The following is a 25,013-nucleotide window of genomic DNA, read 5'->3' as shown; positions in this document are numbered from 1 at the left end:
CGGCGCCGTTAGGCTGGCTCCCATGTGTGGCCGATACGCCTCGAGCCGGAGCCCCGAGGAGCTCGTCGAGGAGTTCGACGTGGCCGAGACGATGATCGAGGCTGCCCTCGAGCCCGACTACAACGTCGCCCCCACCAAGGAGGTGTACGCCGTCTTGGAGCGTCCGCCGTCGCGGGAGAGCGAGGAGCCGCCGCACCGTCAGCTGCGCGTGCTGCGGTGGGGGCTGGTGCCGTCGTGGGCCAAGGACCCCTCGATCGGCAACCGGATGATCAACGCCCGCATGGAGACGGTCGCGGAGAAGCCGGCGTACCGCAAGGCGTTCGCGGCCCGCCGCTGCCTGCTGCCCGCCGACGGCTACTTCGAGTGGTACGCCACCTCCGAGAAGGGCCGCAACGGCAAGCCCGTGAAGCAGCCGTTCTTCATCCGTCCACGCGACGGCGGCTCGCTGGCGATGGCCGGGCTCTATGAGATCTGGCGCGACCCGGACAAGGCCGAGGACGACCCGGCGCGGTTCCGCTGGACGTGCACCGTGATCACCACCGACGCCGAGGACTCCCTCGGGCGCATCCACGACCGGATGCCGCTCATGGTCGAGCGCGAGCGCTGGCACGACTGGCTCGACCCGCGGGCCGCGCAGGACAGGCTGCTGGACCTGCTGACGCCGGCCGAGCCGGGCCGGCTGGAGGCGTACGCCGTGTCCCGCGCGGTCAGCAACGTGCGCAACAACGACCCGTCGTTGGTCGAGCCGCTTCCGCTCGAGGACGTCCCCCAGGAGCTGGTGACATGAGTGCCGAGCAGACGCTGCAGACCGCCTACGGCCCCGCCCGCCTGGTGACCGACGCGGCCGCCGGCACCCCCACCGCGGTGCTGCTGATGAGCCACGGTGCCGGCAACGGCATCGAGAGCCGGGACCTGGAGGCGCTCGCCGCGGCGCTGCCCCCGCAGGGGGTGACGGTGGTGCGACTCGAGCAGCCCTGGCGCGTCGCCGGTCGCAAGATCGCCACGGCGCCGCCGACGCTCGATGTCGCGCTGATGGCCGCGGTCGCGGCGCTGCCGCCACGCGACGGCGTACCGCTCGTGCTGGGCGGGCGCTCCGCCGGTGCCCGATCGGCAGCGCGCTGCGCCTCGCGGGCCGGCGCCGCCGGATGCCTGGCGCTGTCGTTCCCGCTGCACCCGCCCGGCCGCCCCGAGCGCTCGCGCCTCGCCGAGCTCGAGGGCACCGGCGTCCCCACGCTCGTCGTCCAGGGCGAACGCGACGCCATGGGCCGCCCCGACGAGTTCCCCGAGGGCATCGGCGGCGTCGACCTCGCGGTCGTGCCCGGCGCCGACCACGGCCTCAAGGTCGGCGCCCGCGGCCCGCTGTCGCAGGAGAGTGCCCTCGAGGTGGTCGTCGAGTCCGTGCTCGAGTGGGTGGTCCGTGACATCTGCGGGTCCCGGGACGGCACGGGGGCCTGAGCGCCGGGATATATCCCGTGGGTCGAACTCGTGAGGGCACTGAGAAACACCGGCGAGGCAGGGATACGGCCCCGCCGGCTGCTGGCAGGGTCCGGGGCGGTGGATCTACTCGTCCGGCGGGTGCGCGGTGACGAGCTGGGTACTGCCGCGGTCCTTCATCAAGTGCAGCCCGTGGGGTGAGCGCCAGAGGTACGTCGCGGCGTCGGTCTTGTCGTAGGCCCAGCCGGTGTGGGTCTTGGCGCGATGGTGGCGTCGGCAGAGGGGGGCGAGGTTGCAGCTGCACGTAGGCCCGCTGTCACCGTGGGCGGTGACGTGGTCGGTGTCGCAGCGCCGCGCGGGGCGCTCACACCACGGGAAGGCACAGACCGGCTGGGCCAGACGGGTCTGGTCGGCGAGCCGGTCGGGGACGGCGTAGGCGTCGGTGTGGTGGTGGGTCTCAAGGTCGATCACCGGCTTGATGACCACCTGGGCGTCGCCGCTGCACCAGTCGCGGACCTGCTCGGTCGACACGATGGATCGGGTCTCTTCCACGTGTGCGATGCCGGACTCGTCGCGGGAGATCGCTGCGTGCGAGAGGTGCACGTGGATGACGACCTGGCGGGGCTTGACCACCGATGCGGCGCCGTCGCCGGCCTCCGCCCGGAGGTCGAAAGCGAGCTGGCGTCGCGCGAGCTCGCCGGCGGCCATGGAGCGACGCACGTCCAATGACTCGGTGGATCCGAGGGCGGCGAGCTCCTCAGCTCCCTGACGGATCGCGGTGTCCAGGTCGATCGCGTCGGCGAGGTCGAGGACGCCTTCGACGTGCACGGTGCCGTCGTGGGTGGCCTCGTCGGTGTGGACGTCGAAGCGGCGACCGTCGGCGGCCTCGCGGCGTTGCTTCTCCGCACCCTCAGGGTCAAACATCACGCGGGCCTGGTCAACGAGCCGCTCGATCCCGGCCCAGCTGATCTTCCCGACCAAGGCGGCCAGCTGACGGTCCACGAACTCCGCACCGTCCAACGGCAGGGTGGTGGTCAGCTGCGCGAGCCGCCGCGCCTTCCAGAGTGGGACCCTGCCGGCGCGGACCAGCTTCCAGGTCCGCTTCAACCGGTGCGCCAGCTCCAACGCGTCACCCACCAAGGACCGCGCGGAGTCGGTGGACATGCCAATCGCTGCGCCGAACTCGATCGGCGCGAACTCCGCCACCAGCGGCGCCCCCTCACCGGCCAGCGGCACCGCGAGCTCGCCGAACACCAGCCCGGCCGTCGGCGCCGCATCGGCGACCGACTCCTCGGGGTGCATCGCGGCCCACACCAGAGCGGCCTCCAAGACGTCGATCTCCGCCCGCTGGGCAGCGGCCCGGCGGGCTTGAGCGAACGCCAGCACCGCGGCTGGGGTGTCGCACTCGGGGAGCTCGGAGTCGGCCATGCCTCATCTTAATCGAACGCGCGTTCGAGGAAAAGGGGTTGGGTGGAATCGAAGGTAAAGACCTGTCCCCGCGCGGGGCCCGGCCGGACGGGCCGGGCCAGGCGGGGGTGCGAGGCGTTCCTCCGCTGTTCGCGTGAGCGCTCAGGCGAGTCTCCGGGCGCGTGCCTTGATCGCGGCGATCACCTCGGTCTTGGCCTCGGCATAGGCGTTCATGTCCACCCAGTCCTCGGCGATCAAGGACCGTTTCGTGCGCTCGTACAGCGCGCGGTCATCGGGGTGAGCGCGGAGGTGATCGCGGAGGAGCAGGTAGTCGTCGGCGGCCGGATCCCCGGCTTCCACGATGTGCACGTGAATGTCGCGGGCAGAGGTCCGCACCATGCGGTGGCCCGGTTCCCGGACTCGAAGTTCGTAGCCTGCGTCGACCAGCTGGCTGAGATAGTCCTCCTCGCCCGTGATGTCCTCGACCACGACGAGGATGTCGATGATGGGCTTCGCAGCCAGCCCTGGCACAGAGGTCGACCCGATGTGCTCGACCTGGGCGATCGGTCCGAGCGCCTCGCGGATGCGTCGTTCATGGCTTGCGAACGCCTCCGGCCAACCTGGCTGATACTCCTCCAGAAGGAGGTCGCGCTTCTCCACGCCGCCGATGAGCTCTGCCGTGGTGACATCGGGCCGACGAGGTTCGCGTGGAGTGGGCACGGCGCCAGCATTCCATCGCGCGACCGCGCGCCGGCAGGTCTCGACGAGCTCGCCCGACGGCCCCGACCGCCGGAACCGGCACGCGACCGACGGTTGCCACCGGACCACCGAGGGCCAGTCGGGAATGAGAGCGCGGCGTGCGACGTTCTCGACTGCGTGACGGTACTGATGGAAGCGCCGGTCGGCGGCGTACGCTGGGACGTGATGACTGATATCACCGAGCCCGGCCTCGAGGAGGCCCTGCAGGCCCCTGCGGACACCCCCGTCGACCCTGTTGCCGAGACCGACGCGGAGCGCGCTGCCCGCTTCGAGCGCGACGCCCTGCCGTTCCTCGACCCGCTGTACTCCGCGGCCATGCGCATGACGCGCAATCCTGCCGACGCCGAGGACCTGGTCCAGGAGACGTTCGCGAAGGCGTATTCGTCCTTCCACCAGTTCCGGCCCGGGACCAACCTGAAGGCCTGGCTGTACCGGATCCTGACCAACACCTTCATCAACACCTACCGCAAGAAGCAGCGCCAGCCGCAGCAGTCGATGTCCGAGGACGTCGAGGACTGGCAGCTCGCCCGCGCGGAGTCGCACAGCTCCACCGGGCTGAAGTCGGCGGAGATGGAGGCGCTCGAGCACCTTCCCGACTCCCAGGTGAAGGACGCGCTCCAGCGCCTGCCCGAGGAGTTCCGCCTCGCGGTCTACCTTGCCGACGTCGAGGGCTTCGCCTACAAGGAGATCGCCGAGATCATGGACACTCCCATCGGCACCGTGATGTCGCGTCTGCACCGGGGGCGTCGCCAGCTGCGCGACATGCTCTCCGACTACGTGCGGCGCAACGACCTGCTCACCGCCAGCTCGCGGGCAGGGGGCAGGTGATGGCCGAGCAGCCCGACAGCGCCGCGCCCGCCGGTGAGCCCTCGGCCACCGACTGTGCGGACTACCTCGAGCAGATCGTCTACTTCATCGACAACGAGCTGGCCGAGGCCGACTGCGACGCGGTCCGCGTGCACCTCGACACCTGCAACCCCTGCCTGGAGAAGTACGACCTCCAGCGCACGGTGAAGTCGGTCGTCGCCAGGTCCTGCTCCGAGGCGGCTCCGCAGGAGCTGCGCGACCGGGTGGTCTTCCGGCTGCGCGAGGTGCAGGTCCGCATCACCGAGGGCTGAGCGCCCTCAGCGGCGGGCCCACTGGCCCGGCGTCTCGCCGTACTGGCGGGTGAACGCCCCGACGAACGCCGAGGGGCTCGCGTAGCCGACTCGGTGCGCGGTCTCGCTGACCGGCAGCGTGCGGAGCAGGGCGCGGGCGGCCTGGAGCCGCAGTCGCGAGCGCCACTCGGTGTACGACGTGGCGAACTCGCGGGTGAAGTCGCGTTGCAGGGTCTTCGCGCTGATGTGCAGCCGGTCGGCCCACTCCTGCAGGGTGGTGTCGTCGGCGGGGTCCGCGCTCAGTGCGGCCGCGACCCGACGGGCGTAGCCGGCGCCCAGCCCGGTGCCGGGCTCCTGGGGCGGGACGACAGCCCCGCTGTCGCGCACGCCGGCCATCAGGACCGCGCGCGCCGCCAGGCCCGCCTCCTCGCTCACGTTCGGGCGGGTCACGTCCAGCAGTGCGCTGAGGACGGAGGCGGGCACCTCGACCGGTCCCGCTCCCAGGTCGCTGAGCGCGGGCGGCGCCTCGCGCAGGCCCACTCGCAGCACGCCGGCCGCGGAGAGCGAGGCGATCTGGTGCACGTGGCCGCGGGTCGCCCAGAACCCCGTGCCGGGCGCGAGGTAGGTCGTGGCGCCGGCGCGGCGTACGCACAAGACGCCGTCCGGGCTCACGTAGAGCCAGTGCAGGTGGTCATCGCGGGTGTCGGCGACGCTGAGCCCCTCCGCTCGGCGGTAGCGCAGCACGACCATGCCGGTCGGCGGGCCGATCCCGTAGCCGTACTCCTCGACGATCGCGTCGAGATGTCCTGCGAACGGCGACGGCTGTCCTCCGGGAGATATCGACGACACAGCGCTAAGGCTAGCCTTACCTTCGTCTTCTCGGACGCCTGTCCAGAAATCGTCGAAGGAGCTCCATGCGCTCGCGCCCGTTCGCCCGTCCGTCCCTCACGGCCTTCGCCGGTGCCACGGCACTGGCCCTCGCCCTCACCGCGTGCGGCGGGGGGGATGCCGAGACCGGGGACGACGGCTCCGCGGAGACGCGGGTCTTCACCGCCGACAACGGTGACATCGAGATCCCGGCAGACCCGCAGCGCATCGTGGCGACCGGCTACGCCGTCCCGAGCCTGATCGAGGCCGAGGCCGAGCTGGTGGGCATCTCCAGCTGGGAGCGCGGGACCAACCTGATGAGCGAGGAGGACCTGGCGACCTACGAGTCGCTCACCAAGGTCGCCGGCGAGACCGCCGACTCCACCAACTACGAGGCGATCGCCGAGGCCGAGCCGGACCTGATCATCATCGGCGTCCCCGCGCCCGCGCTGGTCGACATCGACCTGGAGCGCCTCGAGTCCATCGCCCCGGTCGCCGCCATCGGCCCCGCCCTGCCCTCCGGCTGGCGCGAGCTGAGCCGTCGCCACCTCGACGCGGCCGGCGAGCTGGACGCCTGGGAGGAGGCCCGCGACGCCTACGAGGCGCGCGCCGCCGAGCTCAGCGAGAAGTACGCCGACCTCCTGGAGTCCGCGACCTTCGGCCACCTCGGCGCCTACGGCGACACCAGCGCCGGCAGCTTCATGCGTGAGTACGCCGGTTCGTGGGGCCCGAACATCGCCGAGGACATCGGCGCGCGCTACCCCGGCGAGGTCGCCAAGAAGACCGGCGGCGCCGGCGACGTCTCGGAGTACCCCTCGATCGAGGAGCTCCCGGAGAGCTTCGGCGACGTGGACGTCATCACCTACTCCCTCGAGGACGACGGCAAGGCGCCGGCAGCCGTGCAGTACGTGCTCGACTCCCCGCTGTGGAAGAGCCTCCCGGCGGTCAAGGCGGACCGCGCGATCGGCGTGCGGTTCACCGAGGCCTCGACCTACGAGACCGCGCTGCGCACCCTCGACGAGCTCGACGCCGTGCTCGCGCCGCTGCTGGCCGGGTGAGCGCGCCGATGTCGATCGACCGCTCCGACCCGGGCATCCGGGTCGCCCTGCACCAGCGCACCGGAACCGGCATCGCCCGGGTCGGCTACCCGATCGGCGTACGCCGCGTGCGCGTCGCCGCCCGCGAGCAGGTCACCGAGACCATGGTGCGCCTGACCCTGTCCGGCCCCGAGCTGGCCGGCTTCCACACCTACCAGGCCGACGACCACGTCAAGGTGGTCTTCGCTTTCCCGGACGGCACCCGCAACGACCCGGTGCCCAACGACGAGGACAGCCTGGACTGGGTGCGCCCGGTGCCGCCGACGCGCAAGTACACCGTGCGGCGCCACGACCCGGCGCGCCACGAGATCGACCTCGACTTCGTCGTGCACCCGGGCGGCCTCGCCGCGGACTGGGCCGCATCGGTCGCCGTGGGCGAGGAGGTCGTGATCGCCGGCCCGCCCGGCGCGAAGGTCTGGCCCACGGGCTTCGACCACCACGTGCTGGCCGTCGACAACACCGGGCTGCCGGCGCTGGCCCGCTGGCTCGAGGAGTCCCCGGCCGACGTGTCGGCCCACGTGCTCGTCGACACCGACCATGCGGCCGAGCGCGACTACCCGCTCGCCTCCCGGCCCGGTGTCGAGGTGACCTGGCTGGAGCGCGGGGACGGCTCGCGCCTGGCCGAGGCGGTGGCCGCCCTGGCGCTGCCGCCCGGGCGGACCTTCCTCTTCGCCGCGGGCGAGGCGGGCGACGTCAAGGCGCTGCGCGCCTGGGCCCGGGAACACTGTGCGGAGAGCATGGTCACCGGCTACTGGAAGCGCGGGGTCGCCGGCCTCGATGACTGAGCTCGCCCATCGGCCCGCGCAGGTGGGCGGGGCGGGTCCACGCCGCGGCGTACTGCTCCTCGGCGCGGCCGCGGCGGTGTTGCTGCTGGCCGTCGTGAGCATCTGCGTCGGGACGCGCAGCATCGCGCCCGTCGAGGTGCTGCGCGCCCTCCTCGACTTCTCCGGCACCGACGACCACGTCGTGGTGCGTGACATCCGGGTGCCGCGCACCCTGCTCGCGGTCGTGGTCGGCGCCGCGCTGGCCACCGCAGGTGCGCTGATCCAGACCCTCACCCGCAACCCGCTCGCCGAGCCGGGGATCCTCGGCGTGACCGCGGGCGCCGGCTTCGCGATCGTGGTGGCCCAGGCGCTGTGGCAGTCCGGCTCGCAGGTCGCGCAGCTCCTCGCCGCACTCGTCGGCGCCCTGCTCGCCACCGTCGCGGTGTACGCCGTGGGGCGCGGCTCGCCGGTGCGGCTGCTGCTCGCCGGGGTCGCGCTGAGCTCGGTGCTCGCCGGGCTGTCGCTGGGGATCCGGCTGCTGCGCCCGGAGGTCTTCGACAACTACCGCTTCTGGGCGGTCGGGTCGCTGGCCGGGCGCGAGCAGACCCCGCTCACGCTGCCGGTGCTGGTCGTGCTCGCCGCGCTCCTCGGCGCGCTGCTGCTCTCGCGCCCGCTGGACGCGCTCGCGCTGGGCGAGCACGTCGCGCACGCCCTCGGCGCCCACGTCGTACGCACCCGGGTGCTGGTCGTCGTGCTGGTGACGGTCCTGGCCGGCGCCGCCACCGCGGTGGCGGGGCCGATCGCGTTCGTCGGGCTGATCGTGCCGCACCTCGCGCGACGGCTGGCCCGGGGCTCGGTGCCCTGGCTGCTGGCCTTCAGCCTGCTGCTCGGCCCGGCGCTGCTGCTCGCGGCCGACGTGCTGGGCCGGCTGCTGCTGCCCACCGGGGAGGTGCCGGTCGCGATCGTGACGGCTTTCCTCGGCGCCCCGGTGCTGATCTGGGTCGTACGCCGCTACGGCACGGTGGCGATGTGAGCGCCGGGACGACCCTGCGGGTGCCGCTGGGCGGCCCGGTCCTGCTCGTGGAGCGGCGCGGGGCGCTGGCCTGCCTGCTGCTGGCGCTGGCGGCCGCCGCGCTGGCCTTCCTCGGCCTCTCCCGTGGCACCGGCTGGGACCCGCCGGGCGAGGTGTGGGCCGCGCTGACCGGCGACGGGCCGCGGTCGGTGGTGGTCACCGAGTGGCGCGCGCCCCGGGTGGTCGCGGGCCTCGTGCTCGGGGCGGCCCTCGGGCTGGCCGGCGCGATCTTCCAGAACCTCACCCGCAACCCGCTCGGCAGCCCGGACGTCATCGGCCTGGACGCCGGCGCCTACACCGGCGCGCTGCTGGTGATCACCGTCCTCGGCGGCAGCGCCGCCCAGCTCGCGGCCGGCTCGGTCGTCGCCGGCCTGGCGACCGCCGCCGTGATCTACCTGCTCTCGATCCAGGCCGGCTTCAGCGGCCTGCGGCTGGTCGTCATCGGCATCGCGGTGAACGCGATGCTCACCGCCGTGAACGCCTGGCTGGTGCTGCGCGCCGAGCTCGACGTCGCGATCGTCGCCGCCGGCTGGAGCGCCGGCTCGCTCAACGGCCTGGACTGGGAGGAGGTGCGGCTGCCGTTCCTCGTCCTGGGCGTGCTCGCGGTGGTGCTCGTGGCCGCCTCTCGCGCGCTGCACCAGTCGGCGCTGGGGGAGGAGCTCGCGGTCACCACCGGCGTTCGTCTCGGGCCGCTGCGGCTGCTGCTGATCGCGGTCGGCGTCGGCTGCACGGCCACCGTGACAGCGGTGGCAGGCCCGATCGTCTTCGTGGCCCTCGCGGCGCCGCAGGTCGGCCGCCGGCTCGCCGGCGCGGCCGGGGTGCCGCTGCTGCCGGCGGCGCTCACCGGGGCGGTCCTGCTGTCGGCCTCCGACCTGCTCGCCCAGGTCCTGCTCGCGCCCGTGGCGCTCCCGGTGGGCGTCGTGACCACCGCGGTCGGCGGGGCCTACCTCATCTGGCTGCTGCTGAAGGAAGTGAAGCGATGACCCGCCTGGTCGCCGACGCCCTGACCCTCGCCTACGGCGAGCGGACCATCTCCACCGGTCTGGACCTCGCGGTGCCGGACCGGGCGTTCACCGCGATCGTGGGTGCCAACGCCTGCGGCAAGTCGACGCTGCTGCGTGCCCTGGTCCGCCTGCTGGCGCCGGCGTCGGGGCGGGTCGTGCTGGACGGGCGCGACCTGGCCACCCTGCGCTCCAAGGCGGTCGCCCGCGAGCTCGGCTTCCTGCCGCAGGGGCTGGTCCCGGTCGAGGGGATCCGGGTGGCCCAGCTGGTACGCCGCGGGCGCTACCCGCACCAGTCGCTGCTGGGCGCCTGGACCGAGGCCGACGAGGCGGCGGTGGACCGCGCGATGACCGCCGCCGGGGTGACCGCGCTGGCCACCCGGACCGTCGAGGAGCTCTCCGGCGGCCAGGCCCAGCGGGTCTGGATCGCGATGGTGCTCGCCCAGGAGTCGTCGTACCTCCTGCTCGACGAGCCGACGACCTTCCTCGACGTGGCGCACCAGTACGAGCTGCTCGGGCTGCTGGCCCGGCTGCGCGACGAGGGGCGCACGATCGTGACGGTGCTGCACGACCTCAACCAGGCCTGCCGCTACGCCGACCACCTGGTCGCGATGAAGGACGGGCGGATCGTGGCCCAGGGAGCGCCCGGCGAGATCATGGACGCCGCGCTGGTCGAGCACGTCTTCGGCCTGCCCTGCGTGGTGGTCCCGGACCCGGTCGCCGGGACCCCGATGGTGGTGCCCACGGCGGGCTTCTGAGCAGGTCCTGCCCGAGAAAGCAGCGAACCCCCGGCCGGGTGGCTCGGGGGTTCAGTGCTTGATGCCTGCGCTCAGGCGTTGGGGCGCTTGCCGTGGTTCGCGCCCTTCTTCTTGCGAGCGCGGCGCTTGCGGCCGGTCTTGCCCATGGTGTCCTCCTGCGGAATCGACGTCGACCCTGCAACGGATGTCCGGCGGGCCACGGAGCATCCTCCCAAATGTCAGGACGCAGGAGAAATCCGGGCCAGGAATCGGACGCTGTCGACCACGACCCGGGTGATCTCGCCGCTCGCCACCACCACGCCCGGGCGGTCGCCGACGACGTGCCGGGCGGCGACGGTGAAGCGGTGCAGGCGCCCGTCGGCGTACGACGAGGAGGCGGTCACCTCGAGCTGCTGCCCGACCGGGCTGGGCGCCCGGTGCTCGACCGCGACCCGGGTGCCGACCGACGCCGAGCCCGCCGGCAGCGTCGGGTCCAGGGCGGCACAGGTGGCGGCCTCGAGCCAGGCGAGCAGGCGCGGGGTCCCCAGCACCGGCAGCGTGCCGGAGCCGAGCGCCGCGGCGGTGTCGGCCGCGGTGACCGTGAAGCGCAGGGACGACTCGCTCACAGCGCCACCCGGAAGACACGCAGCGCGACGCCGGGCGCCGGCTGCCAGTCCCGCTCAGGGACGGCGAGGAAGCCGAAGCGCGCGTAGACGCGGTGGGCGGCGCGCATCTGCGACAGGCTGGAGAGCACGACGGCGCCGCGACCCTCGGCGCGCGCCCGCTGCAGCACCAGCTCGACGAGGCGGGCACCCACCCCGCGGCCCTGGGCGGCGGGGGAGACCGCGAGCATCCGGAACTCGCCCTCGTCGGGGCCGGCGATCTCGCGCCACGGAGAGCCGTCGGGGCAGATCGTGACAGTGCCCAGCAGCTCGCCGCCACGGTCGGCGGCCACCCACAGCTCGGCCTCGGCCGCGCGGGCGGCGCTGTCGCGCAGCCGCGAGAGGTAGGGGTCGTCGGGGCCGAGGAGGAAGTCGGCGTAGGCGGCCGCGACGAGCTCGCCGACGGCGTCGTGGTCGCCCGGCACGGCGAGGCGCACGACCAGGTCGGGGTCGCCGACCGGGGACGGGCGCTCGCTCGTCACGGACTCAGCCGCGCGCGCCGGCGCGCCGGGTGCCGCGGTAGTGCTCGCCGGCGGCGCGCAGGTGGTCGGGGTTGGTGGCGCGCAGCGCGTCGACGACGATCAGCAGCAGGTCGGCGCGGACCGGCGGCGGCTGCGGGCCCAGGGCCAGCTGGAGATAGAGCGCGCGCAGGAACGACTCGGCGTTGCCACGCACGAGGTAGGGGTCGCGCCCGTCGTACGCCGCGCGCACCCCGGCGCGGGCGGCGATCCGGGCCACCCACGGCTCGAGGACCGACAGCGGCACCAGGTCGCGGTGCAGGACCCGGATGGTCGCGGCGGCCAGCCGGTCGGGCTCGCCGTGGTTGAAGAGCACCTCGGTGGGCAGCAGCAGCCGGTCGGCCAGCACGTCGAGGACGACCGTCAGCTCGGGTGCGCCGAGGTGGCTGGAGCCGGCGAGCGAGCCCAGCGCGTCGGCGCCGTGGGCGACCGCGTGGGCGCGGCCCTTGCCGGGCACGAAGCCGCGCAGGTCCTGCTCGCGCAGGAACCAGGTCGCGAGCCGGTCGCCCCAGTCGAGCACCCGGTCGGGGGAGATCAGCGCGAGCTCGACGCCGCGCTCCAGGCAGGCGCCCAGGACGCGCGCGGACAGGCTGCGCCGAAAGACGGTGTCGGTGCCGGACTCGCCGAGGCCGGCGGACAGGCCGAGGGCCATGCCGTCGCCGAGGCCGCTCATCAGGTCGTCGTACACGCCGCGGTCGAGCCAGGTGAGGATCGCGGGGAGGGCGAGGCCCTCGCGCACCGCGGGGTCCGGATCGCCCAGCATCGCGGTGAGCTCGGCGCTCAGCTCGTGCAGCGAGCGGTCGGAGGGGACCGGGAGGCCTTGTGCTTGCAGCTCTCGCCAGTACGTCCCGGACATGAGGGCCATCCTGCCAAACACCGCCGACAGGTGCACGATGCCGGTGGCCGGGCCGGGCGGGCGCGGGCCTACGCTGGGCCGGTGCCGTCCCTGACCGAGCTCGTGCGCAGCCACACCGACCTCGACGACGCGGACGTCGCCTGGCTGCAGCTGCTCCAGGCGGACTGGCAGATCATCGCCGACCTCTCCTTCGCCGACCTCGTGCTCTGGCTGCCCGACCGCGACGGCAGCGGGTTCTGGGCAGCCGGGCAGATGCGTCCCACTACCGGCCCGACGGCGTACGTCGACGACGTGATCGGCACCTTCGTGCCGGCCGGTCGCCGTCCGCTGCTCGACACCGCGGCCCGGGAGGGGCGCCTGGTGCGTGACGGCGATCCCGAGTGGCGCGACGACGTGCCGGTGCGGGTGGAGGCGATCCCGGTGCGGCGCGAGGGCCGGGTGATCGCGGTCGTGGCCCGCAACACCAACCTGCTCGGCGTGCGGACCCCCAGCCAGCTCGAGCTGTCCTACCTGCAGACCGCGGGGGACCTGACCCAGATGATCGCCCGGGGGCACTTCCCCTCGCCGGGTCAGCGCAGCGACCACGCGGACTCCCCGCGGGTCGGTGACGGCTTCCTGCGCGTCGACGCGGCGGGTCGCGTCGAGTACGCGAGCCCCAACGCACTGTCGGTCTACCGCCGCCTCGGGCTCTCCGGCGACCTCGCCGGGCTGACCCTCACCGACGTCACCCGCGAGCTGGTGCCGCCCCGGCGGCGACCCGACGAGGAGACCCTGAGCGCGGTCCTCGGTGGACGCGCCCAGCGCGACCTGGAGATCACCAGCGAGCGCAGCGACGGGATCTCCCTGATCGTCCGCGCGGTGCCGCTGCGCCCGGCCGGGGAGCGCATCGGCGCGCTGATCCTGGTCCGCGACGTCACCGACCTGCGCCGCCGCGACCGGGAGCTGGTGACCAAGGACGCCACGATCCGCGAGATCCACCACCGGGTGAAGAACAACCTGCAGACCGTCGCCGCACTGCTGCGTCTCCAGGCGCGCCGGATGGACTCCGAGGCGGGCCGCTCCGCGCTCGAGGAGGCGGTACGCCGGGTGGGCACGATCGCGATCGTGCACGAGACCCTCAGCCAGGCCGTCGAGGAGACCGTCGACTTCGACGACGTGGCCGACCGTCTCGGCGCCATGGTGACCGATGTCAGCGCCGTCGGCGGGCGGGTGCGGGTGCGCCGCGACGGCGCGTTCGGCGTGCTGTCCTCGGAGTCGGCGACCGCGCTGGCGATGGTGCTCACCGAGATCATGCAGAACGCCGTCGAGCACGGCTACGACGCCGGCAGCGAGGAGCTCGTCGGCACCATCGACGTGCGGGTGCGGCGCCTGGTCGGGCGCCTCCACCTCACCGTCGACGACGACGGCGTCGGGCTGCCGGCGGGCTTCAACGTCGAGGGGTCCACCAACCTCGGGCTCTCGATCGTGCGCACGCTGGTGGAGTCCGAGCTCGGCGGCCAGCTCGAGATCGGGCCGGTGCCGGAGGGAAGCGGCACACGGGTCGGGGTCGACATCCCGCTGGAGTGACAGTGCGGCGCTGAGAGCCGGTCGGGGTCCGGCCGCCCGGCGCGAAGGTCGCGCCGGGGCCGGACGTGTCAGGCGGGTGTGATCAGGCCGTACGGACGCGGGCGCGGGCGTTGCGACGCTTCAGCGCGCGACGCTCGTCCTCGCTGAGGCCACCCCAGACCCCGTGGTCCTGGCCGGCCTCGAGGGCCCAGGCGAGGCATTGCTCGCGGACCTCGCAGCGCCGACAGACCTGCTTGGCCTCCTCGATCTGGAGGATGGCCGGACCGGTGTTGCCGATCGGGAAGAACAGTTCCGGGTCCTCATCGAGGCATGCGGAACGGTGGCGCCAATCCATGGCTGGAGAATCCCTCATCTCTACTGCGAACGTGCAGACCAGGGGCATCTCAGGCCTGCGTTGAAGCGCTGGGCGCAACAATGCACCGCGTTGTGAACGCATTCACGAGCGCACGCCCAGCGTCGCAACTAACGGAGGCGGAGACAAGACCTTCCGATGGTCTCTTTCGTCACAGGGGCCGCACTCGGGCGTCACTGAGAGGCTACCCGTCGGCCGACGCGGTGCCCGGTCTCCTACCCTGGAGCCGTGACCGACCGCCGTCCAGACCTGCCCGTCCCGCTCCTGGTCGCCGCCGGTGGTGCTGCGCTCGAGGCGCTCGCGCTGCTCGGCCTGGCGCTGCTGGAGCTGATCAACATCTCCTCGGTGCGCGTCACGATGGGCGCCTCGACCGCCTTCTTCTTCTTGCTGTACGCCGCGGGGCTGATGCTCTGCGCGTGGTTCCTGACCCGGCTGGCGCCGTGGGCGCGTGCGCCGATCATCCTCACCCAGCTCATCCAGCTCGGTCTCGCCTGGAGCTTCCTGGGCGGGGACACGACGTTGGTCGCGGTGCTGCTCGCAGTCGTCGCGGTCGTCGTGCTGGTGTGTCTTCTGCACCCGGCCAGCACCCGCGCGCTCATCGACGACCCGACGGGTCAAGGGCGCGAGTGACCGCGCGCTGATCAGTCCTGCTGCTCCAGCGAGCTGCGCAGCTGCACGAGGGTGCGGGTCAGCAGCCGGGACACGTGCATCTGGGAGACGCCGATCTCTGCGGCGATCTGGGACTGCGTCATGTTCTTGAAGAAGCGCAGCAGCAGGATCTTCTTCTCGCGCGGGTCGAGGCGGTCCAGCAGCGGCTTGATCGACTCGCGGACCTCCACGTGCGCGAGGCCGGCGTCCTCGATGCCGATCGCGTCGAGCATGCTCGCCGCGCCGTTCTCGGAGTCGTCGGCAGCGGCGTCGAGGGAGAGGGTGCTGTAGGCGTTGCTGGAGTCGATGCCCTCGACGATCTCCTCGACCGTGCAGCCGATCGCCTCGGCCAGCTCGCGTGCCGTGGGGGAGCGGCCGAGGGTCTGGGTGAGCTCGGCGGTGGCGGTGCCGATCTGCATCCGCAGCTCCTGCAGGCGCCGGGGCACCCGGATCGCCCAGCCCTTGTCGCGGAAGTAGCGCTTGATCTCGCCGATGATCGTCGGGGTCGCGTAGGTGGAGAACTCGACCCCGCGGTCGAGGTCGAAGCGGTCGACGGACTTGATCAGTCCGATGGTGCCGACCTGGACCAGGTCCTCGAACGGCTCGCCGCGGTTGCGGAAGCGGCGCGCGCAGTGATCGACCAGCGGCAGATGGAGGTGGACCAGCGCGTTGCGCGCCTCCTCGCGGGACGACTCCGAGCTGGACTCATCACGCAGGATGGCGAACAGCTCGGCGCTGCGCCGGCGGGTGACCTCCGCCGCCGTGGGCGGCAGGGGGGTGTCGGGAGTGCCGGGTTCCTCACACATCAGACGTCCAGGCCGGCGCCTCGTGCTGCACCGGGCGAGCCGAGCGCCGAGGAGGTCATCGACATGGTGATGGCGAGGTGGCCGTCGGCGTACTCGACCTCGGTGAGGTCGGTCAGCGTGGTCAGCACCTGCCAGGCGAAGCTCTCGCGGTCCGGGGTGGAGGGATGGCGCGAGTCCACCCCGACGGTGACGACCAGCTTGCCGGGACGCAGGTAGAACAGGCAGTGCAGGTCGGCGGCCTCGTCGGCCTCGGGCAGCAGCAGCGCCCCGGCCTCGCCGACGGCCACGCGGAGGTCCTCGATGTCGTCGATCGTGAGGTCGAGGCGGGCCGCGATGGCGGCGGTCGCGGTGCGCAGGACCGAGACGTAGGCTCCGTCGGCGGGCAGCCGGAACTCCACGTCGGCGCGCTTCCCCCGTGACCCGGCGGTGGACGGTGCCATGGATGTCTTCCTTCGACGAGCTGCGGGACTGGTGAGGACCCCTGACCCTAGACGACGGCGTGCGCGTCGGTGACCCAGGCCCACCGGGCGGCGCGGAACGGGGCCCGAAATGGGCGCGGGGCCGATCCGCGGGTGTCCCCGCAGACCGGCCCCGGCGTACGCCATGGGCGATCAGGCCTTCTTGGTCTCCCAGAAGATCTCGGCGATCTCGTCGATCTTCGCGAGCAGCTGGTCGGCGACCTCGGCGTCGAAGACGGCCTTGGTGCCGCCGCCACCGCCGGCGAGCTTGGTCGCCTCGTTGAACAGCTGGTGCAGCTGCGGGTACTTCTCGAAGTGCGGCGCCTTGAAGTAGTCGGTCCACAGCACCCAGAGGTGGTGCTTGACCAGGTCGGAGCGCTGCTCCTTGATCAGGACGGCACGGGTGCGGAAGTCCGGGTCGTCGTTGTCCGCGACCTTGGCGATGATCGCCTTGATCGACTCGGCCTCGATGCGGGCCTGAGCGGGGTCGTACACGCCGCACGGCAGGTCGCAGTGGGCGGAAACCTCGAGGGTGGGTGCGAACAGTCGCGCGAACATGCGTGTCCTCTCATCTGACATCTGTGGGGAATCGACCGTACGACGGTCACGGAGCCAGAGGCTCGACTGGGACACTACTCGGGTGACAGTGCGAGCACGAAGCAACCGCCGTCTGGCGACACGAGTACCCCGCCTGGGGATCGCGCATGTCCGGGGGGAGTCGATGCGCCCGCTGCTCGCGCCGGGGGACCGGCTGCTCATCGACCACCACGGCCGGCCGGGACCGGGGCGCCTCGTGGTGGCCCGTTTCGCCGACGGGACGCTCGCGGTCAAGCGGGCGGTGGAGCGGCGCTCGACCCGCGCCGGTGACCCTGGTTGGTGGCTGCTGAGCGACAACCCGGCCGAGGGGGTCGACTCCCGGCACCGCGGCCCGGTGGCCGAGCAGGACGTGCTCGCGGTGGTTCGCGCGCGGCTGTGGCCGCGCCCCTCGCGGCTGCGCTGAGCCGCTCGCGGCGTACTCGCGAGTCACGTGATCTGTGAGCGATCGCACATCTCACTGGGTCGATCTCATCACTCAGTGAGAGGAGCGGGCTGTGCCAGACTGGGCGAACCCCGATCCCCATCCCGTACCGGATCCGTGGTTGGCGCACACCCGCCGCGCCGAACGCGTTGCTCCGTCCTCCGACGCGGCGCCTCCCGGCGCCTGGAAAGTTGTCCTCCCCAGATGAGCGCAGCACCTGTCCACCCGAGCCACCCGTTCGCCGGCGACCCGGTCTTCGACCTGCACGTCGGCGGCAAGATGGAGGTCGCCTGCACCGTGCCGCTGGCCGGTCGCGACGACCTCTCCCTCGCCTACACCCCCGGGGTCGCGCGCGTCTGTGAGGCGATCGCTGCGGACCCCGAGCTCACGCAGGTCTACACCTGGGTCCCCAACACCGTGGCCGTCGTGACCGACGGCACCGCCGTGCTCGGGCTGGGCGACATCGGTCCGGCCGCCGCGGTGCCGGTGATGGAGGGCAAGGCCGTGCTGTTCAAGCAGTTCGGCGGCGTGGACGGGGTGCCGATCTGCCTGGACACCACCGACACCGAGGAGATCATCGAGACGGTGGTCCGCCTGGCTCCGAGCTTCGGCGGCATCAACCTCGAGGACATCTCGGCGCCGCGCTGCTTCGAGATCGAGGACCGGCTCAAGGAGCGCCTCGACATCCCCGTCTTCCACGACGACCAGCACGGCACCGCCGTGGTGGCCCTTGCGGCGCTGGAGAACGCGCTGCGCCTCACCGGCCGCACCCACGCCGACACCCGGGTGGTGATCGGCGGCGCCGGCGCGGCCGGGGTCGCGGTCACCAAGATCCTGCTCGAGGCGGGGATCCCCGACATCGCGGTCATCGACCGCAAGGGCGTGCTGCACTCCTCGCGCGATGACCTGACCCCTGTCAAGCGGGCCCTCGCCGAGCTCACCGCCGACCGCACCGGTCGCACCGGCCAGCTGGCCGACGTGCTCGTCGGTGCCGACGTCTACATCGGCGTCTCCGGCGGCACCGTGCCCGAGGAGCACGTCGCCACGATGGCGGCGGACGCGATCATCTTCGGGCTGGCCAACCCCACCCCCGAGGTGCACCCCGACATCGCGCACAAGTACGCACGCGTGGTGGCGACCGGCCGGTCGGACTACCCCAACCAGATCAACAACGTGCTCGCGTTCCCGGGCATCTTCCGCGGGGCCTTCGACGCGCACGCCCGCGCGATCACCGAGGGCATGAAGCTCGCGGCGGCCCAGGCGATCGCCGGCCTGGTGGGCGACGACCTGCGCGAGGACATGATCATCCCCTCGCCGTTCGACCCCCGGGTCGGCCCGGCCGTGGCCGCCGCCGTGGCCGCCGCCGCCCGCCGCGACGGCGTGGCCCGGCGCTGACCCGGCGCTGACCCGGGGCCCGCGTACAACTGCGCAATTGCTGGGAGAAGTACCTGTTTCTCCCGCCGGGGGGTGCTTTTCCCAGCAATTGCGCGGGAATGCGCACCCCGGGCCCACCGCCCGACCCTGAACCGCCGCACATGGTGCCGACCCGCTCGCTAGGGTCGGCACCATGTTTGCCGTCTACGCCGATGAGTTCTCCCCTGACGACCCGGTCTCGGTCCTGAAGCTGGGCGAGCGCCCCGACCCGGTCGTGCCCGACGGATGGGCGCGGGTGAGCGTCAAGGCCGCCTCGCTCAACCACCACGACCTCTGGTCGCTGCGCGGCGTGGGGCTGCGCCAGGAGGCGCTGCCGATGATCCTGGGCTGCGACGCGGCCGGGTACGACGAGGACGGCAACGAGGTCGTCGTGCACGCGGTGGTCAACGACCCGGGCTGGACCGGCGACGACACCCTCGACCCGCGGCGCTCGATCCTCTCCGAGCGCCACCAGGGCACCTTCGCCGAGACCGTCGTCGTCCCGCGCCGCAACATCGTGCGCAAGCCGGCCACGATGTCCTTCGAGGAGGCGGCCTGCCTGCCGACCGCCTGGCTCACCGCCTACCGGATGCTGTTCACCCAGGGCGGGCTCAAGGCCGGCGACACCGTGCTGGTGCAGGGTGCCGGCGGCGGCGTCGCGACCGCGCTGATCACGCTGGCGCGTGCCGGCGGGCTGCGGGTGTTCGCCACCAGCCGCGACGAGGCCAAGCGGGCGCGGGCCCTCGAGCTCGGCGCCCACGAGGTGTTCGAGTCGGGCGCACGGCTGCCGATCAAGGTCGACGCCGTGATGGAGACCGTCGGGCGCGCGACCTGGTCGCACTCGGTGCGCTCGCTGCGCCCCGGTGGCGCGATCGTCATCTCGGGCACGACCTCGGGCGCGCAGCTCGACGACGCCGAGCTGACCCGGATCTTCTTCCTCCAGCTGCGGGTGGTCGGCTCCACCATGGGCACCCGCGAGGAGCTGGCCGCGCTGGTCAACCTCTGCGACGCCACGGGGGCGCGGCCGCTGATCGACCGGACGCTGCCGATGACCGAGGCCCGCGAGGGGTTCGCCGCGATGGCCGCCGGTGACCTGTTCGGCAAGGTCGTGCTGACCCGATGAGCGCCCGGCACCTGGTGACCGGTGCCGGCTCGGGCATCGGGCGCCTGCTGGCCGAGCGGCTGGCAGCTCGGGGCGACGAGCTCGTGCTGGTGGCCCGCTCGGCCGCCCGCGCCGAGGACCTGCGGGCCGGGGTGCCGGGCGCCGAGGTGCTCGTGGCCGACCTGGCCGACCCGTCTGCGGTCGAGGGGCTCGCGGGCGCGCTGCCGGACTCCCTGGACTCGGTGGTCCACGCAGCGGGCGTGGTCGAGCTGGGCGAGGTGGGGGAGCTCACGGCCGGCGCGTGGCAGGACACCCTCACGGTCAACCTCGTCGCGCCGGCCGTGCTGACCCGGATCGCGCTCCCGGCGCTGCGGAGCGCCCGCGGCACGGCTGTCTTCGTCAACTCGGGCTCGGGACTGCGGGCCAACCCGCACTGGGCGGCGTACTCGGCCTCGAAGCACGGACTGCGCGCCCTCGCCGACGCGCTGCGCGCGGAGGAGCAGGACCGCGGCGTGCGGGTCTCCTCGATCTACCCCGGACGCGTCGCCACCGCCATGCAGGAGGAGGTGCACCGCCAGGAGGGGCGTGACTACGACCCCGGTGCCTGGATCGACCCGGCCACCGTCGTCGACGCGATCCTCCACGTCCTCGACCTGCCCGGGGACGCCACCCTCACCGACCTCACCCTCCGCCCCCGCTGAGCCCAGCCGCGAGTCGGCCGCGACTCGGCGAGCGGGTCAGGTGAACGACATCCGGAAGTCGGTCATCCGGAACGACGCGAGCTGGCGGGCGCCGGAGAGCCAGGCGAGGGGACCATCGGTGGCGAAGTCCCACTGGGCGCGGCACGGCAGCGCCTTGGCGGAGCCGGTGAGCTCGGCGGTGCGCTCCTGCCCGCCGGTGTCGGCGATGCCGGGCTGCCAGGTGCCGCCACGAAAAGGCGTACGCAGCGCGACGCCGGAGACGTCGCCGAAGCGCGCCTGGACGATCGGCTGGGACCCGGTGACGGCGCTCCACTCCGTGTGGGAGACCGGGCCGCGCCGCACGGACGAGGAGGAGAGCTCGGCGATCAGCTTCGGGATCGCCCACAGCTCACGACCGCCGGCGACGGAGGCGGGGGAGTCGACCCAGATGTCGGAGATCGACACCCGCCGGCCGTGGGGCCCGCTGATCGGGCGGGCCACCAGCAGCTCGGAGTAGGTCAGCGGGCTGCCCTCCTCGTAGCGCACGAACGCCACGCCGTGCACGCCTGCCGGGCGCAGGTCGTCCACGGGCGTGGGCAGGCGGAACAGCGAGAGCCAGAGCTGGCCCACCATGTCCCACGGCGGGTCGGGGTAGGTCGTCATGCGGGCACCCTAGACGGGGCTAGTCCTCGGGGTCGTCGAGGCGGGCCAGCCAGGTGGCGAAACGCTCGACGGCGGTCTCGAACTCCGGGTGGGTGTCGGTGAACTCCTGGAGCCGGTCCGCGAGCCAGGCCAGCGTGACCTCCTCCTCGCCCCGGCGCTTCTCCAGCTCCTCGATGCCACGGTCGGTGAAGTACATCCTCGATCCTCCTCGAAAAGGCGTATGGCCCACCGTGCGCGAGAGCACGGTGGGCCATACGAGGGTGGGACTGATCAGGCGAAGGCCCGGCCCAGCAGGTCCTTCTGCTCGGCCTGGTGGCGCTTGACGGTACCGACGGCCGGCGAGGAGGACTCCTCGCGGGTGACCGCGACGACCGTGGCGTCCAGCTCCGGCACCACGTTGAGCGCGTAGTGCGGCCACGGGCCCATGTTCATCGGCTCGTCCTGGACCCAGCGCACCTCCTTGAGGCGGGGGTAGCGCGCGATCTCGGCCTTGATGTCCTCGGTCGGGCGCGGGTAGAGCTGCTCGACGCGACCGATCGCGAAGCGCTTGCCGTCCTCGCGCTTGGCCCGCTCGACCATCAGGTCCCAGGTCACGCGACCCGAGCACAGCAGGAGGGTGTCGACCTCGTTGGGGTCGGCGCTCTCGTCGGCGATGAACGGGCGGAAGGTGCCGGTGGTGAAGTCCTCGGGCTTGGAGGCGGCCTCCTTGCGCTTGAGCATCGACTTCGGGGTGAAGACGATCAGCGGACGGTGCTCCTCGCCGAGGGAGTGCTGGCGCAGCAGGTGGAAGTGCGACGCCGGCGTGCTCGGCTGGGCCACGACGAAGGCCTCGTCGGCCGCCATCGTGAGGAACCGCTCGATGCGCGCCGAGGAGTGGTCGGCGCCCTGGCCCTCGTAGCCGTGGGGCAGCAGCAGGACGACGCCGGACTGCTGGTTCCACTTGCTCTCACCGGAGCTGATGAACTCGTCGATGACGGTCTGCGCGCCGTTGACGAAGTCGCCGAACTGCGCCTCCCACAGCACCAGGGCGTCGGGACGGGCCACGGAGTAGCCGTACTCGAAGCCGAGAGCGGCGTACTCGCTGAGCAGCGAGTCGTAGACGTGGAACTTCGCCTGGTCCTCGGTGAGCGCCGAGAGCGGGGTCCACTCGTCGGCGTTCTTGCGGTCGATGATCGTCGCGAAGCGCTGCACGAAGGTGCCGCGTCGCGAGTCCTGGCCGGCCAGGCGCACCGGGCGGCCGTCCATCAGCAGCGAGCCGAAGGCGAGGATCTCGCCGGTGCCCCAGTCGATGTTGCCGTCGGTGATCGCGGTGGCGCGACGCTGCAGCTGCGGCATCACCTTCGGGTGGACGGTGAAGCCCTCCGGCGGCGTGACGTAGGCGTCGGCGATCCGCTTGAGGTACTCCTCGGGGACCGCGGTCGCGGCCTTGCCGACCGACTTCTCCGGGTAGTCCGGAACGGTCGTCCACTCGGCCGGCGGCTCGGTGCTGGCCTGGCGGACCTCGGTGAAGACGCGCTCCAGCTGCTGCTGGTAGTCGCGCAGGACCTGCTCGGCCTCCTCGATCGTGATGTCGCCACGACCGATGAGGGACTCGGTGTAGAGCTTGCGCACCGAGCGCTTCTGCTCGATCAGGTCATACATCAGCGGCTGGGTGTACGACGGGTCGTCGCCCTCGTTGTGACCGCGGCGGCGGTAGCAGACCAGGTCGATGACGACGTCCTTGTTGAACGCCTGGCGGTACTCGAAGGCGAGCCGCGCGACGCGGATGCACGCCTCCGGGTCGTCGCCGTTCACGTGGAAGATCGGCGCCTGCACCATGCGGGCCACGTCGGTGCTGTACAGCGTCGAGCGCGAGGAGCCCGGCGAGGTCGTGAAGCCGACCTGGTTGTTGATGACCACGTGGATGGTGCCGCCGGTGCGGTAGCCGCGCAGCTGGGAGAGGTTCAGCGTCTCCGCCACCACGCCCTGGCCGGCGAACGCCGCGTCGCCGTGCACGAGCAGCGGCAGGACCGGGTACGCCGCGCCACGGTCGAGCACGTCCTGCTTGGCGCGGGCGATGCCCTCCAGGACCGGGTCGACGGCCTCGAGGTGCGAGGGGTTGGCCGCGACCGAGACCTTCACGGTCTCGCCGGAGTCGGCCTCGAACTCGCCCTCGGCGCCGAGGTGGTACTTCACGTCGCCGGAGCCCTGGACGGTGCGCGGGTCGATGTTGCCCTCGAACTCCCGGAAGATCTGGGAGTACTTCTTGCCGACGATGTTGGCCAGCACGTTGAGGCGACCGCGGTGCGCCATGCCGATCGCGACCTCGTCGAGGGACGCCTCGGCGGCGGCCTCGCAGATCTCGTCGATCAGCGGGATCGTGGTCTCGCCGCCCTCGAGGCTGAAGCGCTTCTGGCCGACGAACTTGGTCTGCAGGAAGGTCTCGAAGGCCTCGGCCTGGTTGAGCTTCAGCAGGATGCGGAGCTGCTCCTCGCGGGGCGGCTTCACGTGGGGGACCTCGATGCGCTCCTGGATCCACTGGCGCTGCTCGGGGTCCATGATGTGCATGTACTCGATGCCGGTGGTGCGGCAGTAGGAGTCACGCAGGATGCCCAGGATGTCGCGCAGCTTCATGAAGCGGCGGCCCTCGGGGCCGAACGCGCCGGTCGCGAACTCGCGGTCCAGATCCCACAGGGTGAGCCCGTGCGACTCGATCTCGAGGTCGGGGTGGCTGCGCTGGCGGTACTCCAGCGGGTCCGTGTCGGCCATCAGGTGGCCGCGGACGCGGTAGGCGTGGATCAGCTCGAGGATGCGCGCCTGCTTGGAGATCTCATCGTCGTGCGACGCGGAGATGTCGTGGCTCCAGCGGATCGGCTCGTAGGGGATGCGCAGCGAGCGGAAGATCTCGTCGTAGAAGCCGTTCTGCCCGAGCAGCAGGCCGTGCAGGACCTTGAGGAACTCACCCGACTGCGCGCCCTGGATGACGCGGTGGTCGTAGGTCGAGGTCAGGGTCATGACCTTGCTGATCGCGTTGCGCGCGATCGCCTCGGCCGAGGCGCCCTGCCACTCCGGCGGGTACTCCATCGCGCCGACGCCGATGATGGCGCCCTGGCCCTTCATCAGGCGGGGGACCGAGTGGCTGGTGCCGATGCCGCCGGGGTTGGTCAGCGAGATCGAGGTGCCCTGGAAGTCGGCCACCGTGAGCTTGTTGTCGCGCGCCTTGCGGACGATGTCCTCGTAGGCGGTCCAGAACCCGGCGAAGTCCATCGTCTCGGCGGCCTTGATGGCCGGCACGAGCAGCTGGCGGCTGCCGTCGGGCTTGGGGACGTCGATCGCGAGGCCGAGGTTGATGTGCGGCGGCGTGATCAGGTTGGGCTTGCCGTCCACCACGTCGAAGCCGACGTTCATCTCCGGCATCTGCTTCACGGCCTGCACCAGCGCGTAGCCGATCAGGTGGGTGAAGGAGACCTTGCCGCCACGAGCGCGCGCGAGGTGGTTGTTGATGACGGTGCGGTTGTCCCACAGCAGCTTGACCGGCACCGAGCGGACCGAGGTCGCGGTCGGGACGGTCAGCGACTCGTCCATGTTCTTGGCGGTACGCGCCGGGGCGCCGCGCAGCACGGTGTAGGTCGGCTCGTCCTTGGCCGCGGAGGGCTCGGCGGGGCGCGACTCCTTCGGGACCGGGTTCGAGGTCCCCTTCGCCGGCTCGGCGGCCTTCGCGGCCGGGCGCGGCTTGGCGACCGGGGCCGGCTTGGCCTCGGCCTTCGGCTCAGCCTGCTGAGCAGTCTTCTGGGCGGCCTTCTGCGGGGCCTTGGCAGGCGCCGCCTGAGCCTTGCTCGGGGCGGTCTTCGCGGGAGCCGTGGCGCCGTTCTTGCCGTTGGCCTCGAAGTAGCTCACCCACGTCGCGTCGACGCTGCTCGGGTCCTTCTGGTATCGGTCGTACATCTCCTCGACGAGCCACTCATTGGCGCCGAAGTCGTCGGCCGAGGGTTCATGGGAGCTGGTGGGAGTCTGGTTGCCTGAGGACTGCGGCACGACTTGCTTCGCCTCTTCCGAA

At 72.3% G+C, this 25,013-nt stretch carries 29 protein-coding genes; 15 read left to right on the top strand and 14 right to left on the bottom strand.

What is annotated here, in order from left to right:
• Positions 1-22 precede the first annotated feature (22 nt).
• Complete coding sequence (locus tag GFH29_RS14545; RefSeq protein WP_153324533.1) at positions 23-787, top strand: SOS response-associated peptidase; 765 nt, start codon at positions 23-25, stop codon at positions 785-787.
• Positions 784-1,455, top strand: a complete 672-nt coding sequence (locus GFH29_RS14540; RefSeq protein WP_153324532.1) for an alpha/beta family hydrolase — start codon at positions 784-786, stop codon at positions 1,453-1,455. The genes GFH29_RS14545 and GFH29_RS14540 overlap by 4 nt, the downstream gene beginning before the upstream one ends.
• A 105-nt stretch (positions 1,456-1,560) precedes the next feature.
• Here GFH29_RS14540 and GFH29_RS14535 read toward each other — a convergent pair whose 3' ends face one another.
• Together GFH29_RS14535 and GFH29_RS14530 are read right to left on the bottom strand one after the other, a co-directional pair.
• On the bottom strand, positions 1,561-2,862 hold the full coding sequence (locus GFH29_RS14535; protein WP_153324531.1) for an HNH endonuclease signature motif containing protein: 1,302 nt from the start codon (positions 2,860-2,862) through the stop codon (positions 1,561-1,563).
• Between the two features lie 141 nt (positions 2,863-3,003).
• Positions 3,004-3,561, bottom strand: coding sequence for a GrpB family protein (locus GFH29_RS14530; RefSeq protein ID WP_153324530.1), 558 nt, complete (start codon positions 3,559-3,561; stop codon positions 3,004-3,006).
• A gap of 204 nt (positions 3,562-3,765) precedes the next feature.
• Here GFH29_RS14530 and GFH29_RS14525 point away from each other — a divergent pair, with 204 nt between their 5' ends.
• Positions 3,766-4,428: a sigma-70 family RNA polymerase sigma factor gene (locus tag GFH29_RS14525; RefSeq protein WP_153324529.1), complete on the top strand. Its 663-nt coding sequence runs from the start codon at positions 3,766-3,768 to the stop codon at positions 4,426-4,428.
• Positions 4,428-4,718: a mycothiol system anti-sigma-R factor gene (rsrA, locus tag GFH29_RS14520; protein ID WP_153324528.1), complete on the top strand. Its 291-nt coding sequence runs from the start codon at positions 4,428-4,430 to the stop codon at positions 4,716-4,718. Before GFH29_RS14525 ends, rsrA begins: the two co-directional genes overlap by 1 nt.
• Positions 4,719-4,724: 6 nt before the next feature.
• Here the strand turns inward: rsrA and GFH29_RS14515 are convergent, their stop codons facing one another.
• Complete coding sequence (locus tag GFH29_RS14515; RefSeq protein WP_228387508.1) at positions 4,725-5,546, bottom strand: helix-turn-helix domain-containing protein; 822 nt, start codon at positions 5,544-5,546, stop codon at positions 4,725-4,727.
• Positions 5,547-5,611: 65 nt separating this feature from the next.
• Here GFH29_RS14515 and GFH29_RS14510 point away from each other — a divergent pair, with 65 nt between their 5' ends.
• From GFH29_RS14510 to GFH29_RS14490, 5 genes are read left to right on the top strand one after another with little or no spacing between them, the layout of a single operon-like run.
• A complete protein-coding gene (locus GFH29_RS14510) occupies positions 5,612-6,622 on the top strand; it encodes an ABC transporter substrate-binding protein (RefSeq protein ID WP_153324527.1) in 1,011 nt (336 codons plus the stop codon).
• Between the two features lie 8 nt (positions 6,623-6,630).
• On the top strand, positions 6,631-7,446 hold the full coding sequence (locus tag GFH29_RS14505; RefSeq protein ID WP_153337329.1) for a siderophore-interacting protein: 816 nt from the start codon (positions 6,631-6,633) through the stop codon (positions 7,444-7,446).
• Complete coding sequence (locus GFH29_RS14500; RefSeq protein ID WP_153324525.1) at positions 7,439-8,458, top strand: FecCD family ABC transporter permease; 1,020 nt, start codon at positions 7,439-7,441, stop codon at positions 8,456-8,458. Before GFH29_RS14505 ends, GFH29_RS14500 begins: the two co-directional genes overlap by 8 nt.
• On the top strand, positions 8,455-9,480 hold the full coding sequence (locus GFH29_RS14495) for a FecCD family ABC transporter permease (protein WP_228387507.1): 1,026 nt from the start codon (positions 8,455-8,457) through the stop codon (positions 9,478-9,480). Before GFH29_RS14500 ends, GFH29_RS14495 begins: the two co-directional genes overlap by 4 nt.
• Positions 9,477-10,256 carry an ABC transporter ATP-binding protein gene (locus GFH29_RS14490; RefSeq protein WP_153324524.1) on the top strand — a complete coding sequence of 260 codons (780 nt, stop codon included), beginning with the start codon at positions 9,477-9,479 and terminating at the stop codon, positions 10,254-10,256. Before GFH29_RS14495 ends, GFH29_RS14490 begins: the two co-directional genes overlap by 4 nt.
• A gap of 71 nt (positions 10,257-10,327) precedes the next feature.
• Here the strand turns inward: GFH29_RS14490 and GFH29_RS20940 are convergent, their stop codons facing one another.
• The 4 genes from GFH29_RS20940 to GFH29_RS14475 form a co-directional block, all read right to left on the bottom strand.
• Complete coding sequence (locus GFH29_RS20940) at positions 10,328-10,402, bottom strand: 50S ribosomal protein bL37 (RefSeq protein ID WP_369759046.1); 75 nt, start codon at positions 10,400-10,402, stop codon at positions 10,328-10,330.
• A gap of 72 nt (positions 10,403-10,474) precedes the next feature.
• Positions 10,475-10,861, bottom strand: coding sequence for a thioesterase family protein (locus GFH29_RS14485; RefSeq protein WP_228387506.1), 387 nt, complete (start codon positions 10,859-10,861; stop codon positions 10,475-10,477).
• Complete coding sequence (locus tag GFH29_RS14480; protein ID WP_153324523.1) at positions 10,858-11,379, bottom strand: GNAT family N-acetyltransferase; 522 nt, start codon at positions 11,377-11,379, stop codon at positions 10,858-10,860. The genes GFH29_RS14485 and GFH29_RS14480 overlap by 4 nt, the downstream gene beginning before the upstream one ends.
• A 4-nt stretch (positions 11,380-11,383) precedes the next feature.
• The gene (locus tag GFH29_RS14475; protein ID WP_153324522.1) at positions 11,384-12,271 is read right to left on the bottom strand and encodes a DUF2785 domain-containing protein; all 888 of its coding nucleotides are present in this window, start codon (positions 12,269-12,271) and stop codon (positions 11,384-11,386) included.
• Positions 12,272-12,352: 81 nt separating this feature from the next.
• Between GFH29_RS14475 and GFH29_RS14470 the strand changes: the two genes are divergently transcribed.
• Positions 12,353-13,837, top strand: a complete 1,485-nt coding sequence (locus tag GFH29_RS14470) for a PAS domain-containing sensor histidine kinase (RefSeq protein WP_153324521.1) — start codon at positions 12,353-12,355, stop codon at positions 13,835-13,837.
• Between the two features lie 82 nt (positions 13,838-13,919).
• Here GFH29_RS14470 and GFH29_RS14465 read toward each other — a convergent pair whose 3' ends face one another.
• Entirely contained in the window at positions 13,920-14,171 is a 252-nt protein-coding gene (locus GFH29_RS14465) for a WhiB family transcriptional regulator (RefSeq protein WP_011755173.1), read from the bottom strand.
• Between the two features lie 246 nt (positions 14,172-14,417).
• Here GFH29_RS14465 and GFH29_RS14460 point away from each other — a divergent pair, with 246 nt between their 5' ends.
• Positions 14,418-14,819: a hypothetical protein gene (locus tag GFH29_RS14460; protein ID WP_153324520.1), complete on the top strand. Its 402-nt coding sequence runs from the start codon at positions 14,418-14,420 to the stop codon at positions 14,817-14,819.
• 11 nt (positions 14,820-14,830) lie between these two features.
• Here the strand turns inward: GFH29_RS14460 and GFH29_RS14455 are convergent, their stop codons facing one another.
• From GFH29_RS14455 to sodN, 3 genes are all read right to left on the bottom strand, one after another.
• The gene (locus tag GFH29_RS14455) at positions 14,831-15,643 is read right to left on the bottom strand and encodes an RNA polymerase sigma factor SigF (protein ID WP_153324519.1); all 813 of its coding nucleotides are present in this window, start codon (positions 15,641-15,643) and stop codon (positions 14,831-14,833) included.
• Positions 15,643-16,083, bottom strand: coding sequence for an anti-sigma factor (locus GFH29_RS14450; RefSeq protein ID WP_153324518.1), 441 nt, complete (start codon positions 16,081-16,083; stop codon positions 15,643-15,645). Before GFH29_RS14450 ends, GFH29_RS14455 begins: the two co-directional genes overlap by 1 nt.
• Before the next feature lie 171 nt (positions 16,084-16,254).
• Positions 16,255-16,659, bottom strand: coding sequence for a superoxide dismutase, Ni (gene sodN, locus GFH29_RS14445; RefSeq protein ID WP_153324517.1), 405 nt, complete (start codon positions 16,657-16,659; stop codon positions 16,255-16,257).
• Positions 16,660-16,741: 82 nt separating this feature from the next.
• On the opposite strand from sodN, the gene GFH29_RS14440 reads away from it, so the two are divergent.
• The 4 genes from GFH29_RS14440 to GFH29_RS14425 all read left to right on the top strand — a co-directional run bounded on the left by GFH29_RS14440 (position 16,742) and on the right by GFH29_RS14425 (position 20,335).
• On the top strand, positions 16,742-17,101 hold the full coding sequence (locus tag GFH29_RS14440) for a S24/S26 family peptidase (RefSeq protein WP_323368664.1): 360 nt from the start codon (positions 16,742-16,744) through the stop codon (positions 17,099-17,101).
• Positions 17,102-17,323: 222 nt separating this feature from the next.
• On the top strand, positions 17,324-18,514 hold the full coding sequence (locus GFH29_RS14435; protein WP_153324515.1) for an NAD(P)-dependent malic enzyme: 1,191 nt from the start codon (positions 17,324-17,326) through the stop codon (positions 18,512-18,514).
• Between the two features lie 172 nt (positions 18,515-18,686).
• The gene (locus GFH29_RS14430) at positions 18,687-19,655 is read left to right on the top strand and encodes a zinc-binding dehydrogenase (protein ID WP_153324514.1); all 969 of its coding nucleotides are present in this window, start codon (positions 18,687-18,689) and stop codon (positions 19,653-19,655) included.
• Positions 19,652-20,335: an SDR family oxidoreductase gene (locus GFH29_RS14425; RefSeq protein WP_153324513.1), complete on the top strand. Its 684-nt coding sequence runs from the start codon at positions 19,652-19,654 to the stop codon at positions 20,333-20,335. The genes GFH29_RS14430 and GFH29_RS14425 overlap by 4 nt, the downstream gene beginning before the upstream one ends.
• Before the next feature lie 36 nt (positions 20,336-20,371).
• Here GFH29_RS14425 and GFH29_RS14420 read toward each other — a convergent pair whose 3' ends face one another.
• The 3 genes from GFH29_RS14420 to GFH29_RS14415 all read right to left on the bottom strand — a co-directional run bounded on the left by GFH29_RS14420 (position 20,372) and on the right by GFH29_RS14415 (position 24,991).
• The gene (locus GFH29_RS14420; RefSeq protein WP_153324512.1) at positions 20,372-20,977 is read right to left on the bottom strand and encodes an acetoacetate decarboxylase family protein; all 606 of its coding nucleotides are present in this window, start codon (positions 20,975-20,977) and stop codon (positions 20,372-20,374) included.
• 19 nt (positions 20,978-20,996) lie between these two features.
• The gene (locus GFH29_RS20485) at positions 20,997-21,173 is read right to left on the bottom strand and encodes a DUF6104 family protein (RefSeq protein ID WP_194288954.1); all 177 of its coding nucleotides are present in this window, start codon (positions 21,171-21,173) and stop codon (positions 20,997-20,999) included.
• Positions 21,174-21,247: 74 nt separating this feature from the next.
• The gene (locus GFH29_RS14415; RefSeq protein ID WP_153324511.1) at positions 21,248-24,991 is read right to left on the bottom strand and encodes a multifunctional oxoglutarate decarboxylase/oxoglutarate dehydrogenase thiamine pyrophosphate-binding subunit/dihydrolipoyllysine-residue succinyltransferase subunit; all 3,744 of its coding nucleotides are present in this window, start codon (positions 24,989-24,991) and stop codon (positions 21,248-21,250) included.
• Positions 24,992-25,013 lie beyond the last annotated feature (22 nt).

Source organism: Nocardioides sp. dk884, from assembly GCF_009557055.1.
Taxonomy (GTDB): Bacteria; Actinomycetota; Actinomycetes; order Propionibacteriales; family Nocardioidaceae; genus Nocardioides.
Note: the sequence above shows the minus strand (reverse complement) of the source record. Positions and strands in the feature narration are given on the sequence as shown.

Coding starts and splice junctions, on each gene's coding strand:
- sodN (WP_153324517.1), bottom strand. CDS start 16,659: ATGTTCGCGCGACTGTTCGCACCCACCCTCGAGGTTTCCGCCCACTGC.
- GFH29_RS14510 (WP_153324527.1), top strand. CDS start 5,612: ATGCGCTCGCGCCCGTTCGCCCGTCCGTCCCTCACGGCCTTCGCCGGT.
- GFH29_RS20485 (WP_194288954.1), bottom strand. CDS start 21,173: ATGTACTTCACCGACCGTGGCATCGAGGAGCTGGAGAAGCGCCGGGGC.
- GFH29_RS14500 (WP_153324525.1), top strand. CDS start 7,439: ATGACTGAGCTCGCCCATCGGCCCGCGCAGGTGGGCGGGGCGGGTCCA.
- rsrA (WP_153324528.1), top strand. CDS start 4,428: ATGGCCGAGCAGCCCGACAGCGCCGCGCCCGCCGGTGAGCCCTCGGCC.
- GFH29_RS14475 (WP_153324522.1), bottom strand. CDS start 12,271: ATGTCCGGGACGTACTGGCGAGAGCTGCAAGCACAAGGCCTCCCGGTC.
- GFH29_RS14505 (WP_153337329.1), top strand. CDS start 6,631: ATGTCGATCGACCGCTCCGACCCGGGCATCCGGGTCGCCCTGCACCAG.
- GFH29_RS14425 (WP_153324513.1), top strand. CDS start 19,652: ATGAGCGCCCGGCACCTGGTGACCGGTGCCGGCTCGGGCATCGGGCGC.
- GFH29_RS14430 (WP_153324514.1), top strand. CDS start 18,687: ATGTTTGCCGTCTACGCCGATGAGTTCTCCCCTGACGACCCGGTCTCG.
- GFH29_RS14420 (WP_153324512.1), bottom strand. CDS start 20,977: ATGACGACCTACCCCGACCCGCCGTGGGACATGGTGGGCCAGCTCTGG.
- GFH29_RS14535 (WP_153324531.1), bottom strand. CDS start 2,862: ATGGCCGACTCCGAGCTCCCCGAGTGCGACACCCCAGCCGCGGTGCTG.
- GFH29_RS14465 (WP_011755173.1), bottom strand. CDS start 14,171: ATGGATTGGCGCCACCGTTCCGCATGCCTCGATGAGGACCCGGAACTG.
- GFH29_RS14450 (WP_153324518.1), bottom strand. CDS start 16,083: ATGGCACCGTCCACCGCCGGGTCACGGGGGAAGCGCGCCGACGTGGAG.
- GFH29_RS14455 (WP_153324519.1), bottom strand. CDS start 15,643: ATGTGTGAGGAACCCGGCACTCCCGACACCCCCCTGCCGCCCACGGCG.
- GFH29_RS14435 (WP_153324515.1), top strand. CDS start 17,324: ATGAGCGCAGCACCTGTCCACCCGAGCCACCCGTTCGCCGGCGACCCG.
- GFH29_RS14490 (WP_153324524.1), top strand. CDS start 9,477: ATGACCCGCCTGGTCGCCGACGCCCTGACCCTCGCCTACGGCGAGCGG.
- GFH29_RS14525 (WP_153324529.1), top strand. CDS start 3,766: ATGACTGATATCACCGAGCCCGGCCTCGAGGAGGCCCTGCAGGCCCCT.
- GFH29_RS14540 (WP_153324532.1), top strand. CDS start 784: ATGAGTGCCGAGCAGACGCTGCAGACCGCCTACGGCCCCGCCCGCCTG.
- GFH29_RS14545 (WP_153324533.1), top strand. CDS start 23: ATGTGTGGCCGATACGCCTCGAGCCGGAGCCCCGAGGAGCTCGTCGAG.